We start from the raw sequence: 15207 nt of genomic DNA, 5'->3' as shown, positions 1-15207 counted from the left end.
CGGGGCACAGCCTTTGCAGGTGTGGCAAGCATCGAGGCCTGACCGAAGCGCCGCGCCGGCGCCGAAAAAACCCCGCCACGGCAATGCCTTGGCGAGGAGGGTGTGTCTGGGCTGTACGGGGGGAGGCGGCTCAGCCGGCGCTTGGGGCAGGTTCTTATGCTTTGCGTAAATCATATACGCAAGGCGTAATGCCCGCCTGCGTGTTTACCCCGATAGAATGGCCTGCGCCTTGCGTTGATTTGGCCCTTTTGTCCTGCCATGCCAGCTTCTTCGACCCCTCGCAATCCAACGGCCGCTGCGCCGGCTGATCGCCAGCGGCGCCAGCGCGTGCAGGCCGCGCAGACTGGCATGGATGTGCTCAAGGGCCTGGCCGAGCTCGATGGCCGCGCCAGCCTGACGGCGCTGTCGCAGCATTTGCAGCTGCCGCTGGCCAAGGTGCACCGCTATCTGATGAGCATGGTCGAGGCCGAGCTGGTGGCCCAGGATCCGGCCTCGCAGCAGTACTACCTGGGCGCGCAGGCCATCCGCATCGGGCTGGCGGCCATGCGCCAGGCAGACCCGATTCGCCTGGCCGAGCCGGCCTTGCTGCGCCTGCGCGAAACGCTGGCCGTGACCTGCTTCATCGCCGTGATGGGCAACCAGGGCCCGACCATCGTGCGTTTTGAGGAGCCCAGCCTGCCGGTGACCGTGAACGTGCGCGCCGGCTCGGTGCTGTCGCTGCTGTGGTCGGCCACGGGCAGGGTGTTCCTGTCGCATCTGGACGATGCGGCCATGGCCCGCATGGCCGAGGCCGAGCTGCGCCGCTGCACGCCGCAACAGCGCAGCCAGCTGGCGCCCAGCCGTCCGCTGCAGGCGCTGCGCGCCCAGCTGGGTCAGGCACCATGTCTGGCGGTGCGCGACACCAATCTGCCAGGCATCAGCGCCGTGGCCGCGCCCATTCGCGACCACGGCGGCAAGGTCGTGGCCGTGCTCACGGCGCTGGGCGCCAGCGGCGGCTTCGATGCAGGGCTGGACGGCCCCATCGCCCAGGCCGTGCAGCGCGAGGCCCAGGCCGTCAGCCGCGCGCTGGGCTGGGTATGAATGCCAGCTCAGTGCGCGCGCCCAAGGGCTTGACAGGCTCGCTACACTGGTTTTTTTGGTTTTTTGGCCGCCGCCCCTGCGCGGGCGGCCGTTGTTTCGAGGACTTGTGTATCCATGGCGTTGATCCCCACCACCATCCTGACTGGCTTTCTCGGCGCGGGCAAAACCACCTTGCTCAATCGCGTGCTGCAGGAGTCGCACGGCCAGCGCATTGCCGTGATCGAGAATGAATTCGGCGAGGAGAACATCGACAACGAAATCCTGGTGCGCGAGGGGGACGAGCAAATCGTGCAGATGAGCAATGGCTGCATTTGCTGCACGATCCGCGAAGACTTGCGCAGCACCCTCAGCGATCTGGCGGCCAAGCGGCGCAGCGGGGCGCTGGCGTTCGATCGCGTCATCATCGAAACCACGGGCGTGGCCGACCCCGGGCCGGTGATCCAGACCTTTTTCATGGACGACGAAGTGGCCGAGCAGTACCTGATCGACAGCGTCATCACCCTGGTCGATGCCAAGCACGCGCAGCAGCAGCTCGACGACCGTCAGGAGGCGCGCCGCCAGGTCGGCTTTGCCGACCGCATCTTTCTGAGCAAGACCGATTTGATTGATGCGCCGCAGCGCCAGGCGCTGGTGCAGCGCCTGCAGCGCATGAACCCGCGCGCGCAGATCTGCGTGGCGCACTTTGGCCAGGTGCCGCTGGAGCAGGTGCTGGATGTGCGCGGCTTCAACCTCAACGCCAAGCTCGATCTGGAGCCAGCGCTGCTGGATGCGGGCGCGCCAGCGCATGCACACGACCACGATCACGACGACCACTGCCACCATGAGCATTGCGACGGGCACAGCCACGAGCACGACGGGCACGCATGCTGCGATGGACATGAGCATGGCCATGGGCACAGCCATGGGGCGCAGTGCAGCCACCCCAGCCACCACCACCATGACGACGACGTCAAGAGCTTTGTCTACCGCGCCACGCGGCCTTTCGATCCGGCGCGGCTGGAGGACTTTTTGGGCGCCATCGTCAACGTCTATGGCCCCAAGATGCTGCGCTACAAGGGCGTGCTGGACATGGCCGGCACGCAGCGCAAGGTGATCTTCCAGGGCGTGCACCAGCTCATGGGCAGCGACCTGGGGCCGGCCTGGGCCGAGGGCGAGCCGCGCCAGAGCAAGATGGTGTTCATCGGCATCGACCTGCCGCGCGACATTCTGGTGCAAGGCCTGGAGCAATGCCTGGTGCCGCAATAAAGCGCGGGGCAATGCGCTACATTCCAGGGCATCGCAGTGCGGGCGATTGTGGCTACAATCCGCGCCCGTTCCCAGCCGCGCCAGCCAGGCGAGGCTGGGGCAAGAAGATCATGGAGACCAGTGCAGCACACTGGGCGCCATCGGCCTTTGGGACTGTGCCTGCAGGATGGCGGCGGCCTTGCGCCCAGCCCGAACCCGGCAGGCGCTCCCCCCCCGGCAGGCCACCCGGCGCACGGCATGCTGCACCAGAGCTAGAAGAGAGAGGCGGTTGAGAAATCATGGCAACTAAAACCACTGCGCGTACATCAGCAGCGCGGGCCAAGCCGGCCCAAACCAACGGCAAGAGCGCGGCCGGCAAGGCCGCCGGCGATGTGCAGATGCTCACCGACCAGGATGTGCTGGCCATGCCGGAGAAGGACTACATGAATGCCGTGCAGCTGGCGTTCTTCCGCAACAAGCTGGTGCAGCTCAAGGAGGACATGCTGCGCAAGGCCGGCGCCACCACCGAATACCTGCGCGAAGAAGTCTCCGTGGTGCCCGACCCGGCCGATCGCGCCACGATCGAGGAAGAGCACGCGCTGGAGCTGCGCACGCGCGACCGCGAGCGCAAGCTGCTCAAGAAGATCGAGCAGTCCATTGCCAGCATCGATGCCGGCGAATACGGCTACTGCGATGAAACGGGCGAGCCCATTGGCATAGGCCGCCTGCTGGCCCGCCCGACGGCCACGCTGTCGCTGGAAGCGCAGCAGCGCCGCGAGCTCAAGCAGAAAATGTTCGGGGACTGAACTCCCCCCATTCGAGGTCTGGCCATGACCACCCAGAGCACGCCGCCGCCAGCAGGAGGGACTCCGGCGACGGGGTTCTTGTCCAAGATGGTCAGGTTCGTGAGCAATCCGACCAAGGATTGGAAGGAGCTCGACAGCCTGAACCAGGCCGAGTCCAGCCCCGAGGAGGACGTCAACGCGCAGGAATTGCGCGAGCGCATCGAGCGCAAGCGCCGCAACGACTTCATCCGCAAGGAGGAGTTTGCGCACTGGCGCAAGATCATCAATGCGCGCAAGAAGCGCCAGCCGCAGGCGCAGGTGCCGCCCAGCGTGCTGGCCAAGCTGGCGGCCAACAAGAACGCCGCGGAAGAGGCGCGCGCCCAGCCGACCACGACGCTGGGCAGCCGCCTGGGCACGCTCAAGAAGATCAACGAGATCGAGGAGCAGATTTCCAAGCAATGGTGGCAACAGGGCCGGCGCCAGGGCGCGGCGCATGCGCCATCGGATCTGCAGGAGGAGGAGACGGAGTTTTTATTTGCCAGCGACAGCCTGTTCTTTGCCGACATGGTGGCCAGGCAGGTGCGCCAGGCGCGCAGGTACTTGCAGGATCCGCAGGCAGCGCAGCTGCCGCAGGATCCGGCGCAGCAGCAGGCCTGCCGGGAGATGGCGGCCAAGCTGCAGCGCATGGACGAGGTGTTGGCATTTTTTGAATTGCAGGAGGAATTTGTGCATCAGGCAGATCTGGAAGAGGCCTCGATACTGTTTGCCAGCAACCGCGTTGCAGAAGCTGAAAAGATCCTGGTCGATGTGATTCGCAAGCACGTCAATGACCCGCCGCAGGAGCAGGTGGACATTTGGATGGCCTTGTTCGACCTGTATCGCGCCGTGGGCGCGCAAGACCGCTTCGATGCCGTGGCGCTGGATTTCGCACGGCGCTTTGACCGTTCTGCCCCGGTGTGGTTCTCGCTGCCCGAGCAGCTGGGCACGGAGCTGGCGCAGCAGCGCGAGGCCAAGCGCCCCTTCTCATGGACTTGCTCGGCCGAGGTGAGCGTGCAGACGGTGGCTGCGGCCTCGGCCCTGCGCCAGCGCGCGGCCTCGCCCTACCAGTTCAACTGGAGCCGGCTCAAGAGCATCCACCCCGATGCCGTGGCCTCGCTGGTGCAGCTCATCGGCGAGCTGGCCAGCCTGCAGGGCGTGGTGCAGTTCACGGGCGGCGACGTGCTGCTCAACCTGGTGCAGGAGCAGACGGTGGCCAACGACGCCAGCGTGGCGCGCGACTGGTGGCTGCTGCGCCTGGCGCTGCACCGCCTGATGAACGAAGCCGAGCAGTTCGAGCTGGCGGCGCTGGACTACACCATCACCTATGAGGAGTCGCCGCCGGCCTGGGATCCGCCCAAGGCCCAGTACCGCGATGGCTCGGCCCAGCCCGATGCCGCGGGCGAGGTCACGGCCATGGCCGGCGAGGAGTCCTCGCACCTGGACATGCAGAAATCCCGCCTGCAGGGGCGCATCGAGGACGATGCCACGGCCTTGCTCGACGAGGCCGTGGCGGCGCTGCCGGCCGGCGCGCCGCTGGACATCGACTGCGGCAAGCTCATCGCCATGGACTTCAGCGCCGCCGGCTCGGTGCTGAATTGGGCGGCGCAGCAGCAAAGCGAAGGCCGCGTCGTGGTGTTCAGCAACCTGCATCGGCTGGTGGCGGTGTTCTTCAACGTCATCGGTATCAACGAACACGCGCGCGTGCTGCCGCGCAAGAACTAGGCCCTGTCCTCAAAAAATTTTCGCGCCGCGCGCATCCGCTGAATCGGGCGGCCCGCTGGCGCTCAAAACTGGCCAATAGCCCGTGCTGTTGGCCAGTTTTGCGCTTTGCAGACCATCCCAAACCGCTTTTTGTCTGTTCGCGTCAACAAGACTTTGAACAGACTCAAAACGCCTTTGCCGCCGCGCCCTTGAAGTTCTGCGGGCCGCCCCTACGTGGCGGCGATGCAAGAACAATTTCATGGCACGACGATTCTGAGCGTGCGCCGCCGCGATGCGGCAGGCAAGATGCAGGTGGCCATCGGCGGCGATGGCCAGGTGACCCTGGGCAACATCGTGGTCAAGGGCACGGCGCGCAAGGTGCGCAAGCTCTACCACGGCAAGGTGCTGGCCGGCTTTGCCGGGGCCACGGCCGATGCCTTCACTCTGTTTGAGCGCTTCGAGGCCAAGCTGGAAAAGCACCAGGGCCATCTGGCCCGCGCCGCCATCGAGTTGACCAAGGAGTGGCGCACCGATCGCGTGCTGCGCCGCCTGGAGGCCATGCTGGCCGTGGCCGACAAGGACGTCTCGCTGATCATCACCGGCAACGGCGACGTGCTCGAGCCCGAGCAAGGCATCGTCGCCATCGGCTCGGGCGGCGCCTTTGCCCATTCGGCGGCCAAGGCGCTGTTGGCACACTCGGAGCTTTCGGCCGAGCAGATCGTGCGCCAATCGTTGCAAATCGCCGGCGAGCTGTGCATCTACACCAACCTCAGCCACACCATCGAAGTGCTGGACTGATCTTGACCCTGCCCGCCTGCGCCCTGGCTGCGCTGCCCATGCCTTTTCGCCCCGCCTGGCTGGCCTGCGCGCCGGGCCAGCCAGGCGACGATCCAGACCCGAAGAAAGTGCTTTTATGTCCTCGATGACACCCCAGGAAATCGTCTCTGAGCTCGACCGCCATGTGGTGGGCCAGCAAGCAGCTAAGCGCTCTGTGGCCATCGCCATGCGCAACCGTTGGCGTCGTCAACAGGTAGCCGAGAGCCTGCGCGCAGAGATCACGCCCAAAAATATCTTGATGATTGGCCCCACCGGCGTGGGCAAGACCGAGCTGGCGCGGCGCCTGGCCAAGCTGGCCGATGCGCCTTTCATCAAGGTCGAGGCCACCAAGTTCACCGAGGTGGGCTATGTTGGCAAGGACGTGGACTCCATCGTGCGCGATTTGGTGGAAGTGGCCGTCAAGCTCGAGCGTGAAAGCGAAATGCGCCGCCTGCGCACCCGCGCCGAGGATGCGGCCGAAGACCGCATTCTTGATGTGCTGATCCCCACGGCTTCGGGCGACAGCGCCGCCTCCGACAGCACGGCGCGCCAGGTGTTTCGCAAGAAGCTGCGCGAGGGTCAGCTCGACGACAAGGAAATCGAGCTGGAATTGCTGGAGCAAAAGCCTCAGCTGGAAATCCTGGGCCCGGCCGGCATGCAGGACATGGCCGAAAGCCTGCGCGACTGGATGGGCCAGATGCAGCAGGGCCGCAGGAAAAAGCGCAAGCTGCGCATCGACCAGGCGCGCAAGCTGCTGATCGACGAAGAAGCCGCTGGCCTGGTCAATGAGGAGGAGTTGCGCAGCCGCGCCCTGAATAACGCCGAGCAAAACGGCATCGTGTTCATCGATGAGATCGACAAGGTGGCCGTGCGCAGCGAGGCCTCCGGCACTGATGTGTCGCGCCAGGGCGTGCAGCGCGACCTGCTGCCGCTGGTCGAGGGCACGACGGTGCAAACCAAGTACGGCCTGATCAAGACCGATCACATGCTGTTCGTGGCCTCAGGCGCTTTCCACCTGAGCAAGCCCAGCGACTTGATTCCTGAGTTGCAAGGGCGCTTCCCGATTCGAGTTGAACTCGATTCGCTGTCGGTGCAGGACTTCGTGGCCATTTTGGCCAATACCCAGGCCTCCATCGTCAAGCAGTACCAGGCGTTGTTGGCCACCGAGGGCGTGCAGCTGCAGTTTCAACCCGATGGCATCGAGCGCATTGCGCAAATCGCCTACGAGGTCAACGAGCGCACGGAAAACATCGGCGCGCGCCGCCTGGCCACGGTGATGGAGCGTCTGTTGGAGGAAATCAGTTTCGATGCCGCACGCCTGAGTGGTCAGAACATCCTTATTGACACCGCCTTCGTCGATGCTCGGCTGGGCGATCTCAGCCGCGACGAGGACCTCTCCCGCTACATCTTGTGAGCACGGTCGCAAAGGGCAGTACAAATCTCATAAAGATTTTCTAATGCTCTTCTAACTCGTTCTTTTTTAAAAAGATTTAAGCCGCCATCCTCGTCAGGGGGTGGCGGCTAACTTATTGATTCCATTGAAAGTAATTGTTCGCCAGACGGCGGCGCCGGAAAATCCTGTTAAAGTGTAATTAAGTGACGTAATCCAGTCATAAAGTGGGCTAGAGTGGGTTACGGCAGTTCATTTTGGGGTGAGGGTGCGCATACCCGGCGCGGCTAGCAATCATGCTTTTCCAGGGGATTTCGTCGGTGACCATTGATGCCAAGGGTCGGCTTTCTGTGCCGACCCGGCATCGTGACGCCATCGCGAACCAGTTCGAGGGGCGGCTGACCATCACCCGTCACCCCGATGGCTGCCTGATGATCTTCCCGCGCCCGGAGTGGGAGAGGTACCGCGAAAAAGTGCTGGCCCTGCCCGAGTCGGTGCGCTGGTGGAAGCGCATCCTGGTGGGCAATGCCATGGATGTGGAGATGGACGGCGCCGGTCGCCTGCTGGTGCCGCCCGAGCTGCGCCAAGCCGTCGGCCTGAGCAAGGAGGCCGTGCTGCTGGGCCTGGGCAATGTGTTCGAGCTGTGGGACAAGGCCAGCTATGAGGCCAAAGAGGCCGAGACTCTGCAGCAGCAGGCCATGCCCGATGCGATCAAGGACATCACGCTGTGAGCAAGACCTTGCCTTCAACTGCCATGCCCCCGCCAGCGGACCCCGGCGCGCCCGAGGCCTGCGCCGCTGCGCAGCAGGCCGCAGCGGCGCTGGGCCACACCACGGTGCTGCTGCACGAAGCGGTGCAGGCCTTGCTGGGTGGGCCGGCTGCGCCCGGGCCGCGCTGCTGGGTCGATGGCACTTTCGGGCGTGGCGGGCACAGCCGCGCCATCTTGGCGCGCATGGCGGCCGAGGACCGCCTGGTGGTGTTCGACAAAGATCCCGAGGCCATCGCCCACGCCCAGTCGCTGGGCGATGGCCGCCTGCAGATTCGCCACGAGGGCTTTGCCCAGCTGGCTGGGTTGGAGCCCGCCAGTGTGGATGGCATTTTGATGGATCTGGGGGTTAGCTCCCCGCAGATTGACGACGCGCGCCGGGGCTTTAGCTTCCGCATGGACGGCCCGCTGGACATGCGCATGGACAGCAGCCGTGGGCAGACCGTGGCGCAATGGTTGGAACACGCCGAGCAAGGCGAGATTGCAGAGGTGATTCGTGAATACGGGCAAGAGCGGTATGCTGGCAGCGTTGCAAAGGCGATTGTTGCTCGCCGACAGGAGCGGGGGCCTATCACAGGCACCGCAGAACTCGCCGCACTCGTGGCTGGTGCGGTCAAAAGCCGTGAGCCGGGTCAGAACCCCGCGACGCGCACCTTTCAGGCTTTACGGATTTTCATCAATGCAGAGCTTGAAGAGCTGCAGCAAGCGCTGACGGCCAGCCTGCGGGTGCTCAAGAGCGGTGGGCGGCTGGTGGTGATCAGCTTCCATTCGCTGGAGGATCGCATCGTCAAGCGCTTCATTGAGCAGCACTCGCGCCAGCACTACGACCGGCGCATGCCACTGGCCCAGGAGCGCCCGATGCTGCTGCGCGCCGTGGCGCGCATCAAGCCCACGCAGGCCGAGGTGGAGGCCAACCCGCGCGCGCGCAGCGCCATCATGCGCGTGGCTGAAAGAACGGAGGCGCCATGATCGTGCGCCTGAATCTCGTGCTGCTGCTGCTCGTGGTGGGTTCTGCGCTGGCGCTGGTGCGCGTTCAGTACGAGTCGCGCCGCCTGTATTCCGAGCTGGACCGCGAAGTGGTGCAGGCCCGCCAGCTGGAGACCGAATCCGAAACGCTGCAAGTGGCCGTGCGCGCCCAGGCTGCGGCCGCGCGCGTGGAACAGTTTGCGCGCACTGAGCTGAAGATGACGCCTGCCATGCCGGCCACGACGCGCTACGTGCGCGAGCCGGCCGGGCGCAGCGCGCGCCTGGCCGAGCAACAGCGCCAGGCGCTGCTGCCGCAGGCGCAGCAGCACGAGGGCGCGCCGGCGGCTGCGGCGCAGGAGGGCAGGCCATGAAGCCGGCCGGCAGCAGCAACAAGCGCGTGCGCGCCAGCCGCCCCGTGGCCTACGCCACCAGCCCCTTGCTGGCCAGCAAGGCGCCGGTCTGGCGCAGCCGCGTGGTGGTCGTCACGTTGGCGCTGGCCTTCATGGGCCTGGTGGCGCGCGCCGCACACGTGCAGGTCTTCGGCAACGATTTCTTCCTGCGCCAGGGTGAGGTGCGCTACGCACGCACGCTGGATTTGCCGGCCAATCGCGGCAAGATCGTCGATCGCAACGGCCTGATCCTGGCCTCCAGCGTGCCTGCGGCCAGCATCTGGGCCATTCCCGAGGACGTGCGCCAGGGCGAGGCCGAGGTGCAAAAGCAGCTGGCGCAGTTGGCGCGGCTGCTGAACATGCCGCTCAAGGACTTGCAGGCGCGCCTGTCCGATGAGGACAAGACCTTCGTCTGGCTGCGCCGCCAGCTCGACTGGGAGCTGGGGCAGCAGATCATGGCGCTGAAGATCAATGGCATCCACCTGCGCAAGGAATACAAGCGCCAATACCCCGAGGGCGAGGCCGCGGCGCACATCGTTGGCTTCACCAACGTCGAGGACCAGGGCCAGGAAGGCGTGGAGCTGGCCTACAACCAGACGCTGGGCGGCAAGGCCGGCTCGCGCCGCGTGATCCGCAACCGCCTGGGGCAGATCGTCGAGAGCGTGGGCGACACGGTCGCGCCGGTGGACGGCCAGGACGTGCAGCTGTCCATCGACAGCAAGGTGCAGTTCTTCGCCAGCCAGAAACTGGCCGAGCAGGTGGCCGCCCACAAGGCCAAGGCCGGCAGCGTGGTCGTGCTCGACGCCCGCAGCGGCGAGATTTTGGCGCTGGCCAACTACCCCAGCTTCGACCCTTCCGCGCGCCGCAACCTCACGGGTGAGCAGCTGCGCAACCGCGCCCTGACCGATGTGTTCGAGCCCGGCTCGGTGATGAAGCCCATCACCGTGGCCATGGCGCTCGAAGCTGGCCTGGTCGGCCCCAAGACGCCCATCAACACCAGCCCCGGCTTTATCACCGTCACTGGCGCCAAGCTCTCGGACGTGCGCAACTTCGGCACGCTGACCGTGGAGGGCATCATCCAGAAGTCCAGCAACGTGGGCACCACCAAACTGGCGCAAATGATGGAGTCGCGCTACATGTGGGACGTGTTCGCCGCCACTGGCTTTGGCGAGCGCCCGCAGATTGGCTTTCCTGGCGTGGCCAGCGGCAATCTGCGGCCCTGGAAGACCTGGCGCCCGGTGGAGAAGGCCACCATGTCCTACGGCTACGGCCTATCGGCCAGCCTGCTGCAGATGGCGCGCTCCTACACCGTGTTCGCCAACGATGGCGTGCTGCTGCCAGCGACGCTGCTCAAGCGCAGCCAGCCGCCCGTGGGCGTGCAGGTGTTTTCCTCCAAGACGGCGCGGGCCGTGCGCCACATGCTGATGCTGGCGGCTGCGCCGGGCGGCTCGGGCCAGCGCGCGCAGACCGTGGGCTACTCCGTAGGCGGCAAGTCCGGCACGGCGCGCAAGCAGATCGGGCGCCACTATGCGGCCAACAAATACCGCTCCTGGTTCGTCGGCATGGCGCCGATGGAGAACCCGCGCATCATCGTTGCGGTGATGATCGACGAGCCCAGCGCCGGCCAGTATTACGGCGGCGCTGTGGCTGCGCCCGTGTTCAGCCAGGTGGTGCAGCAAAGCCTGCGCCTGCTGGGCGTTCAGCCGGACATGGACGTCAAGCCGCAGATCATTGCCACCGGCGTGGACGAGGAGGTGCTGCAATGAGCCAGCCGCCCATCCTGCAACAGCCCAGCCAAGCGCTGGCCTGGCTGCAACAGCACTTGGCGCCCGGCGCCAGCCTGCGCGACGACAGCCGGGCCGTGCAGCCCGGCGATGCTTTCTTCGCGCTGCCCAGCCAGTCTGCCCAAGGTCGCCCACTGGCGCGCCCTGCGCAACTGGCCGCGCACATTGAGGCCGCCAGCGCCGTTGGCGCTGCTGCGCTGCTGGTCGATGCCCAGGCCGCACAGGCCTGGTTGGCCGCACGCGCGGCCGGGCAAGCCCAGGCCCAGGCATTGCCTGCGCTGGCGCTGTACCCGCAACTGCGCCAGGCCAGCGGCGAGATCGCCGCGCTCTGGCACGGTCAGCCCAGTCAGGCGCTGGATGTGGTGGCCGTCACCGGCACCAACGGCAAAACCACGCTGGCCTGGTGGCTGGCCCATGTGCTCGGTTTGGCCGGGCGCCCCTGCGGCTACGTTGGCACGCTGGGCGTGGGCATGCCGCCGCAGGCTTTGCGCGACACCGGCCTGACTTCGCCCGGGCCGTTGCTGCTGCAAGCGGCGCTGCACGACATGCAGCGCCAGGGCGCCAGCGCCTGTGCCATCGAGGCCTCGTCGATCGGGCTGGAGCAGGCGCGCCTGGCCGGCACGCGCATCCGCGTGGCCGCCTTCACCAATTTCACCCAGGACCACCTGGACTACCACGGCAGCATGCAGGCCTACGGCGCAGCCAAGCGCCTGCTGTTCGACTGGCCCGGCCTGCAGGCTGCGGTGCTCAATACCCAGGATGCTTACGGTCAAAGCCTGCGCCAGGCGCTGCTGGCGCGGCCTGGACTGGCCCTTTGGGATTACGCCGTGCAGGCCGATGGTCTGCCGGCGGCCACGGCGCGCCTGTGTGCCCAGGGTGTGCAGTTCGATGGCGACAGCGTGCGCTTCGAGGTGCTCGAATACGCCCCTGCCGCCCAGAGCGCAGCCCAGGGCGAAGCCAGTGCGCCGCTGCGCCAGGCGCAAGTGCGCGCGCGCGTTACCGGGCTTTACAGCGTGCAGAACCTGATGGCCTTGCTTGGCATGCTGCGCGCCATGGGGCTGGAGTTGGAGCAGGCCGCGCAGCTGTGCCGCCAGGTGCCGGCTGTGCCCGGCCGCATGCAGATGCTGGCGCAGCCGGGCAAGCCGCTGGTGGTGGTGGACTATGCCCACACCAGCGACGCGCTGCGCGCCGTGCTGCAGGCGCTGCGCCCGGTGGCGGCGCAGCGTGGCGGCCGGCTGAGCGTGCTGTTTGGCTGCGGCGGCGACCGCGACGCAGGCAAGCGCCCGCTGATGGCCATGGCCGCTGCGCAGACCGCCGATGCGCTGTGGATCACCAGCGACAACCCGCGCAGCGAAGATCCGCTGGCCATCATCGCGCAGATCGAAACCGGGCTGACGCCAGCGCAGCGCGCCGCGGCCAAGGTGTTGCCTGAGCGCCGCGCGGCCATTGCCGCCGCCGTGGCCGCCGCGGCCGCGCACGACGTCCTGCTGCTGGCCGGCAAGGGCCACGAGGCCTATCAGGAGATCAAAGGGGTGCGTCACCCCTTCTCCGATCTGGATGAAGCCCAGCAAGCCTTGGCCAGCTGGGGCAGCGCCAAGAACAAGCAAGAAGAAGGCAATGACGAGAACGACAAACGGGGCCAGGCCCCATCTGGGGTGGCCGCATGATGATGCAGTTGCAACAGGCCGCTGAGTGGCTCGGCCAGCAAGGGCTGGCGCCCGAGCTGCGCGCCGCGCCCGGCCAGGAGCAGGTGGCGATCGAGCGCGTGCACACCGACAGCCGCAGCCTGCGCGCGGGCGATTTGTTCGTCGCGCTGGTCGGCGAGCGCTTCGACGGCCACGACTTCCTGGCCCAGGCGCAGGCCAGCGGCGCGGCCGCGGCGCTGGTGCAGCGCGGCCGCGCCGCAGCGCAGCTGCCCTGCCTGGAAGTGGCCGACACGCGCCAGGCCCTGCTGGCGCTGGCTGGGCAGTGGCGCAGCCAGCTGGCGCTGCCCGTCATCGCCGTCACCGGCAGCAATGGCAAGACCACGGTGACGCAAATGCTCGCCAGCATCCTGAGCGCCGCGCATGGCCAGGCTGCGCTGGCCACCCAGGGCAATCTGAACAACGACATTGGCCTGCCGCTGATGGTGCTGCGGCTGCGCGCGGCGCACCGCATGGCGGTGTTCGAACTGGGCATGAACCATCCGGGCGAGATCGCCGCGCTGGCGGCCGTGGCCCAGCCCACGGTGGCGCTGGTCAACAACGCGCAGCGCGAGCACCAGGAGTTCATGCACAGCGTCGAGGCCGTAGCGCAGGAAAACGGCGCCGTGCTGGCGGCGTTGCCGGCCGATGGCGTGGCCGTGTTTCCCGCCGACGATGCCTTTGCGCCGCTGTGGCGCGAGCTGGCGCAGGGCCGGCGCATCGTGGATTTCGGCGCGCCCGGCAGCGCCGTGCAGTTGCGCCGCGCCCAGTGGGGCGAGGCCGGCTGGGCCATGGAGCTGGACATCGAAGGCCAGGCGCTGGAGCTGCAGCTTGGTGTGCTGGGGCGGCACAACGTGCGCAACGCCATGGCCGCCGTCGCTGCGGCCTGGGCTGCTGGCGTGCCGTTGGCGGCCATCGCCCAGGGTTTGCAGGATTTCCGCCCAGTGCAGGGCAGGGGCGTGCTGCACCGTTTCTGCCACGACGATGGCACGCAGCAGTGGCTGATTGATGACAGCTACAACGCCAACCCGGATTCGGTGCGCGCGGCCATCGACACGCTGGCGGCGCTGCCCGCACCGCGCCTGTTGGTGCTGGGCGACATGGCAGAAGTTGGTGCACAGGGGCCGCAGTTTCATGCCGAGGTGGGTGAATACGCCCGCGCCCGTGGCATCGACGGGCTGTGGACGCTGGGCGCGCTGGCCGCACACGCGGCCAGCGCCTTCGGTGCGCAGGCGCGGCATTTCGAGTCGCGCGAGGCGCTGCTGCAAACGACGGCGCAGCAGGCGCACCTGCCCGCCAGCATGCTGGTCAAGGGCTCGCGCTGCATGGCCATGGAGCAGGTGGTGCAGGCCGTGCTGGCGCTCGATGGCGCAGCCAGCGGGAGGGCCAGCCTATGATGCTGTGGCTCTCGCAATGGCTGCTGGGCCTGAGCCCGGAGGGGCTGAGCTTTTTGCGCCTGGTGCAGTACCTGACCTTCCGCGCCATGATGGGCGCCATGACGGCGCTGGTCATCGGCTGGGTGGCCGGCCCGCGCGTGATCCGCTACCTGGTCTCGCTCAAGATCGGCCAGCCGGTGCGCGAATACGGCGTGCAAACCCATCTGGTCAAGAGCGGCACGCCCACCATGGGCGGCGTGCTGATCCTGATTGCCATTGCCGTGTCCACGCTGCTGTGGGCCGATTTGAGTAACCGCTTCGTCTGGGTCGTGCTCTGGGTCACGCTGGGCTTTGGCGCCATCGGCTGGGCCGATGACTGGCGCAAGGTGGTCCACAAGGATCCGGAGGGCATGCGCTCGCGCCAGAAGTTTCTGCTGCAGACCATCATCGGCCTGGTGGCGGCGCTGTATCTGGCCTTCAGCATTTCCGAGGTCAGCAACATGCGCGTGCTGGCGCTGTTTGCCGATTGGGTGGCCTCGGGCTTCTCGCCCAGCTTTGAGCTCAACACTCAGCTGACCGTGCCGTTTTTCAAGGGCGTGGCCTACCCGCTGGGCGTGCTGGGCTTTGTCATCCTGAGCTTTCTGGTCATCGTCGGCGCCAGCAACGCGGTGAACTTCACCGATGGCCTGGACGGCCTGGCCATCATGCCGGTGGTGATGGTCGGCTCGGCGCTGGGCGTGTTCGCCTACGTCACCGGCAATGCCGTGTTCTCGCGCTATCTGCTGTTTCCGCACATTCCGGGCACGGGCGAGCTGCTGGTGTTCTGCGCCGCCATGTCCGGCGCGGGCCTGGCCTTTCTGTGGTTCAACGCCCACCCGGCGCAGGTCTTCATGGGCGACGTGGGCGCGCTGGCGCTGGGCGGCGCGCTGGGCACCATCGCCGTGATCGTGCGCCAGGAGTTCGTGCTGGCCATCATGGGCGGCATCTTCGTGGCCGAGGCGCTGTCGGTCATCGCCCAGGTGGGCTGGTTCAAATACACGCGCCGCCGCTACGGCCAGGGCCGCCGGCTGCTGCTGATGGCGCCGCTGCACCACCACTTCGAGAAAAAGGGCTGGAAGGAAACCCAGGTCGTGGTGCGCTTTTGGATCATCACCATGTTCCTGTGCCTGGCGGGCCTGGCCACGCTGAAGCTGAGGTAAGCCATGCCTG

The 15207-nt window shown here is 66.8% G+C and carries 13 protein-coding genes; all 13 read left to right on the top strand.

Annotated elements, in window-relative coordinates:
• The first annotated feature begins 258 nt into the window (after positions 1–258).
• Complete coding sequence (locus CK625_RS07325; RefSeq protein ID WP_095539621.1) at positions 259–1080, top strand: IclR family transcriptional regulator; 822 nt, start codon at positions 259–261, stop codon at positions 1078–1080.
• Positions 1081–1194: 114 nt separating this feature from the next.
• Positions 1195–2325, top strand: coding sequence for a CobW family GTP-binding protein (locus CK625_RS07320; RefSeq protein WP_095539620.1), 1131 nt, complete (start codon positions 1195–1197; stop codon positions 2323–2325).
• A 377-nt stretch (positions 2326–2702) separates the two neighbouring features.
• Complete coding sequence (gene dksA, locus CK625_RS07315; protein WP_420894208.1) at positions 2703–3110, top strand: RNA polymerase-binding protein DksA; 408 nt, start codon at positions 2703–2705, stop codon at positions 3108–3110.
• 99 nt (positions 3111–3209) lie between these two features.
• Positions 3210–4850: an STAS domain-containing protein gene (locus CK625_RS07310; RefSeq protein WP_143326219.1), complete on the top strand. Its 1641-nt coding sequence runs from the start codon at positions 3210–3212 to the stop codon at positions 4848–4850.
• A 222-nt stretch (positions 4851–5072) separates the two neighbouring features.
• Positions 5073–5627, top strand: coding sequence for an ATP-dependent protease subunit HslV (gene hslV / locus CK625_RS07305; protein ID WP_095539617.1), 555 nt, complete (start codon positions 5073–5075; stop codon positions 5625–5627).
• A gap of 115 nt (positions 5628–5742) precedes the next feature.
• On the top strand, positions 5743–7059 hold the full coding sequence (gene hslU, locus CK625_RS07300; RefSeq protein ID WP_095539616.1) for an ATP-dependent protease ATPase subunit HslU: 1317 nt from the start codon (positions 5743–5745) through the stop codon (positions 7057–7059).
• Between the two features lie 272 nt (positions 7060–7331).
• Positions 7332–7766: a division/cell wall cluster transcriptional repressor MraZ gene (gene mraZ / locus CK625_RS07295; RefSeq protein ID WP_095539615.1), complete on the top strand. Its 435-nt coding sequence runs from the start codon at positions 7332–7334 to the stop codon at positions 7764–7766.
• Positions 7763–8770 (top strand): 16S rRNA (cytosine(1402)-N(4))-methyltransferase RsmH, encoded by a 1008-nt coding sequence (rsmH, locus tag CK625_RS07290; RefSeq protein ID WP_429001301.1) that lies wholly within the window; start codon positions 7763–7765, stop codon positions 8768–8770. The genes mraZ and rsmH overlap by 4 nt, the downstream gene beginning before the upstream one ends.
• Positions 8767–9138, top strand: a complete 372-nt coding sequence (gene ftsL, locus CK625_RS07285) for a cell division protein FtsL (RefSeq protein ID WP_343030383.1) — start codon at positions 8767–8769, stop codon at positions 9136–9138. The genes rsmH and ftsL overlap by 4 nt, the downstream gene beginning before the upstream one ends.
• Complete coding sequence (locus tag CK625_RS07280) at positions 9135–10922, top strand: peptidoglycan D,D-transpeptidase FtsI family protein (RefSeq protein ID WP_095539613.1); 1788 nt, start codon at positions 9135–9137, stop codon at positions 10920–10922. Before ftsL ends, CK625_RS07280 begins: the two co-directional genes overlap by 4 nt.
• Complete coding sequence (locus CK625_RS07275) at positions 10919–12607, top strand: Mur ligase family protein (protein WP_095539612.1); 1689 nt, start codon at positions 10919–10921, stop codon at positions 12605–12607. Before CK625_RS07280 ends, CK625_RS07275 begins: the two co-directional genes overlap by 4 nt.
• A complete protein-coding gene (locus CK625_RS07270; protein ID WP_095539611.1) occupies positions 12607–14019 on the top strand; it encodes a UDP-N-acetylmuramoyl-tripeptide--D-alanyl-D-alanine ligase in 1413 nt (470 codons plus the stop codon). The genes CK625_RS07275 and CK625_RS07270 overlap by 1 nt, the downstream gene beginning before the upstream one ends.
• A complete protein-coding gene (gene mraY / locus CK625_RS07265; protein ID WP_095539610.1) occupies positions 14016–15197 on the top strand; it encodes a phospho-N-acetylmuramoyl-pentapeptide-transferase in 1182 nt (393 codons plus the stop codon). Before CK625_RS07270 ends, mraY begins: the two co-directional genes overlap by 4 nt.
• The last annotated feature ends 10 nt before the right edge of the window (positions 15198–15207 follow it).

This window comes from Vandammella animalimorsus (assembly GCF_002285265.1).
Taxonomy (GTDB): domain Bacteria; phylum Pseudomonadota; class Gammaproteobacteria; order Burkholderiales; family Burkholderiaceae_C; genus Lampropedia.
Note: the sequence above shows the minus strand (reverse complement) of the source record. Positions and strands in the feature narration are given on the sequence as shown.

Excerpts from the sequence above, each read along its gene's own strand:
- hslU (WP_095539616.1), top strand. The coding sequence starts at position 5,743 with ATGTCCTCGATGACACCCCAGGAAATCGTCTCTGAGCTCGACCGCCAT.
- mraY (WP_095539610.1), top strand. The coding sequence starts at position 14,016 with ATGATGCTGTGGCTCTCGCAATGGCTGCTGGGCCTGAGCCCGGAGGGG.
- CK625_RS07270 (WP_095539611.1), top strand. The coding sequence starts at position 12,607 with ATGATGCAGTTGCAACAGGCCGCTGAGTGGCTCGGCCAGCAAGGGCTG.
- hslV (WP_095539617.1), top strand. The coding sequence starts at position 5,073 with ATGCAAGAACAATTTCATGGCACGACGATTCTGAGCGTGCGCCGCCGC.
- mraZ (WP_095539615.1), top strand. The coding sequence starts at position 7,332 with ATGCTTTTCCAGGGGATTTCGTCGGTGACCATTGATGCCAAGGGTCGG.
- dksA (WP_420894208.1), top strand. The coding sequence starts at position 2,703 with ATGCTCACCGACCAGGATGTGCTGGCCATGCCGGAGAAGGACTACATG.
- CK625_RS07325 (WP_095539621.1), top strand. The coding sequence starts at position 259 with ATGCCAGCTTCTTCGACCCCTCGCAATCCAACGGCCGCTGCGCCGGCT.
- CK625_RS07320 (WP_095539620.1), top strand. The coding sequence starts at position 1,195 with ATGGCGTTGATCCCCACCACCATCCTGACTGGCTTTCTCGGCGCGGGC.
- ftsL (WP_343030383.1), top strand. The coding sequence starts at position 8,767 with ATGATCGTGCGCCTGAATCTCGTGCTGCTGCTGCTCGTGGTGGGTTCT.
- CK625_RS07280 (WP_095539613.1), top strand. The coding sequence starts at position 9,135 with ATGAAGCCGGCCGGCAGCAGCAACAAGCGCGTGCGCGCCAGCCGCCCC.
- CK625_RS07275 (WP_095539612.1), top strand. The coding sequence starts at position 10,919 with ATGAGCCAGCCGCCCATCCTGCAACAGCCCAGCCAAGCGCTGGCCTGG.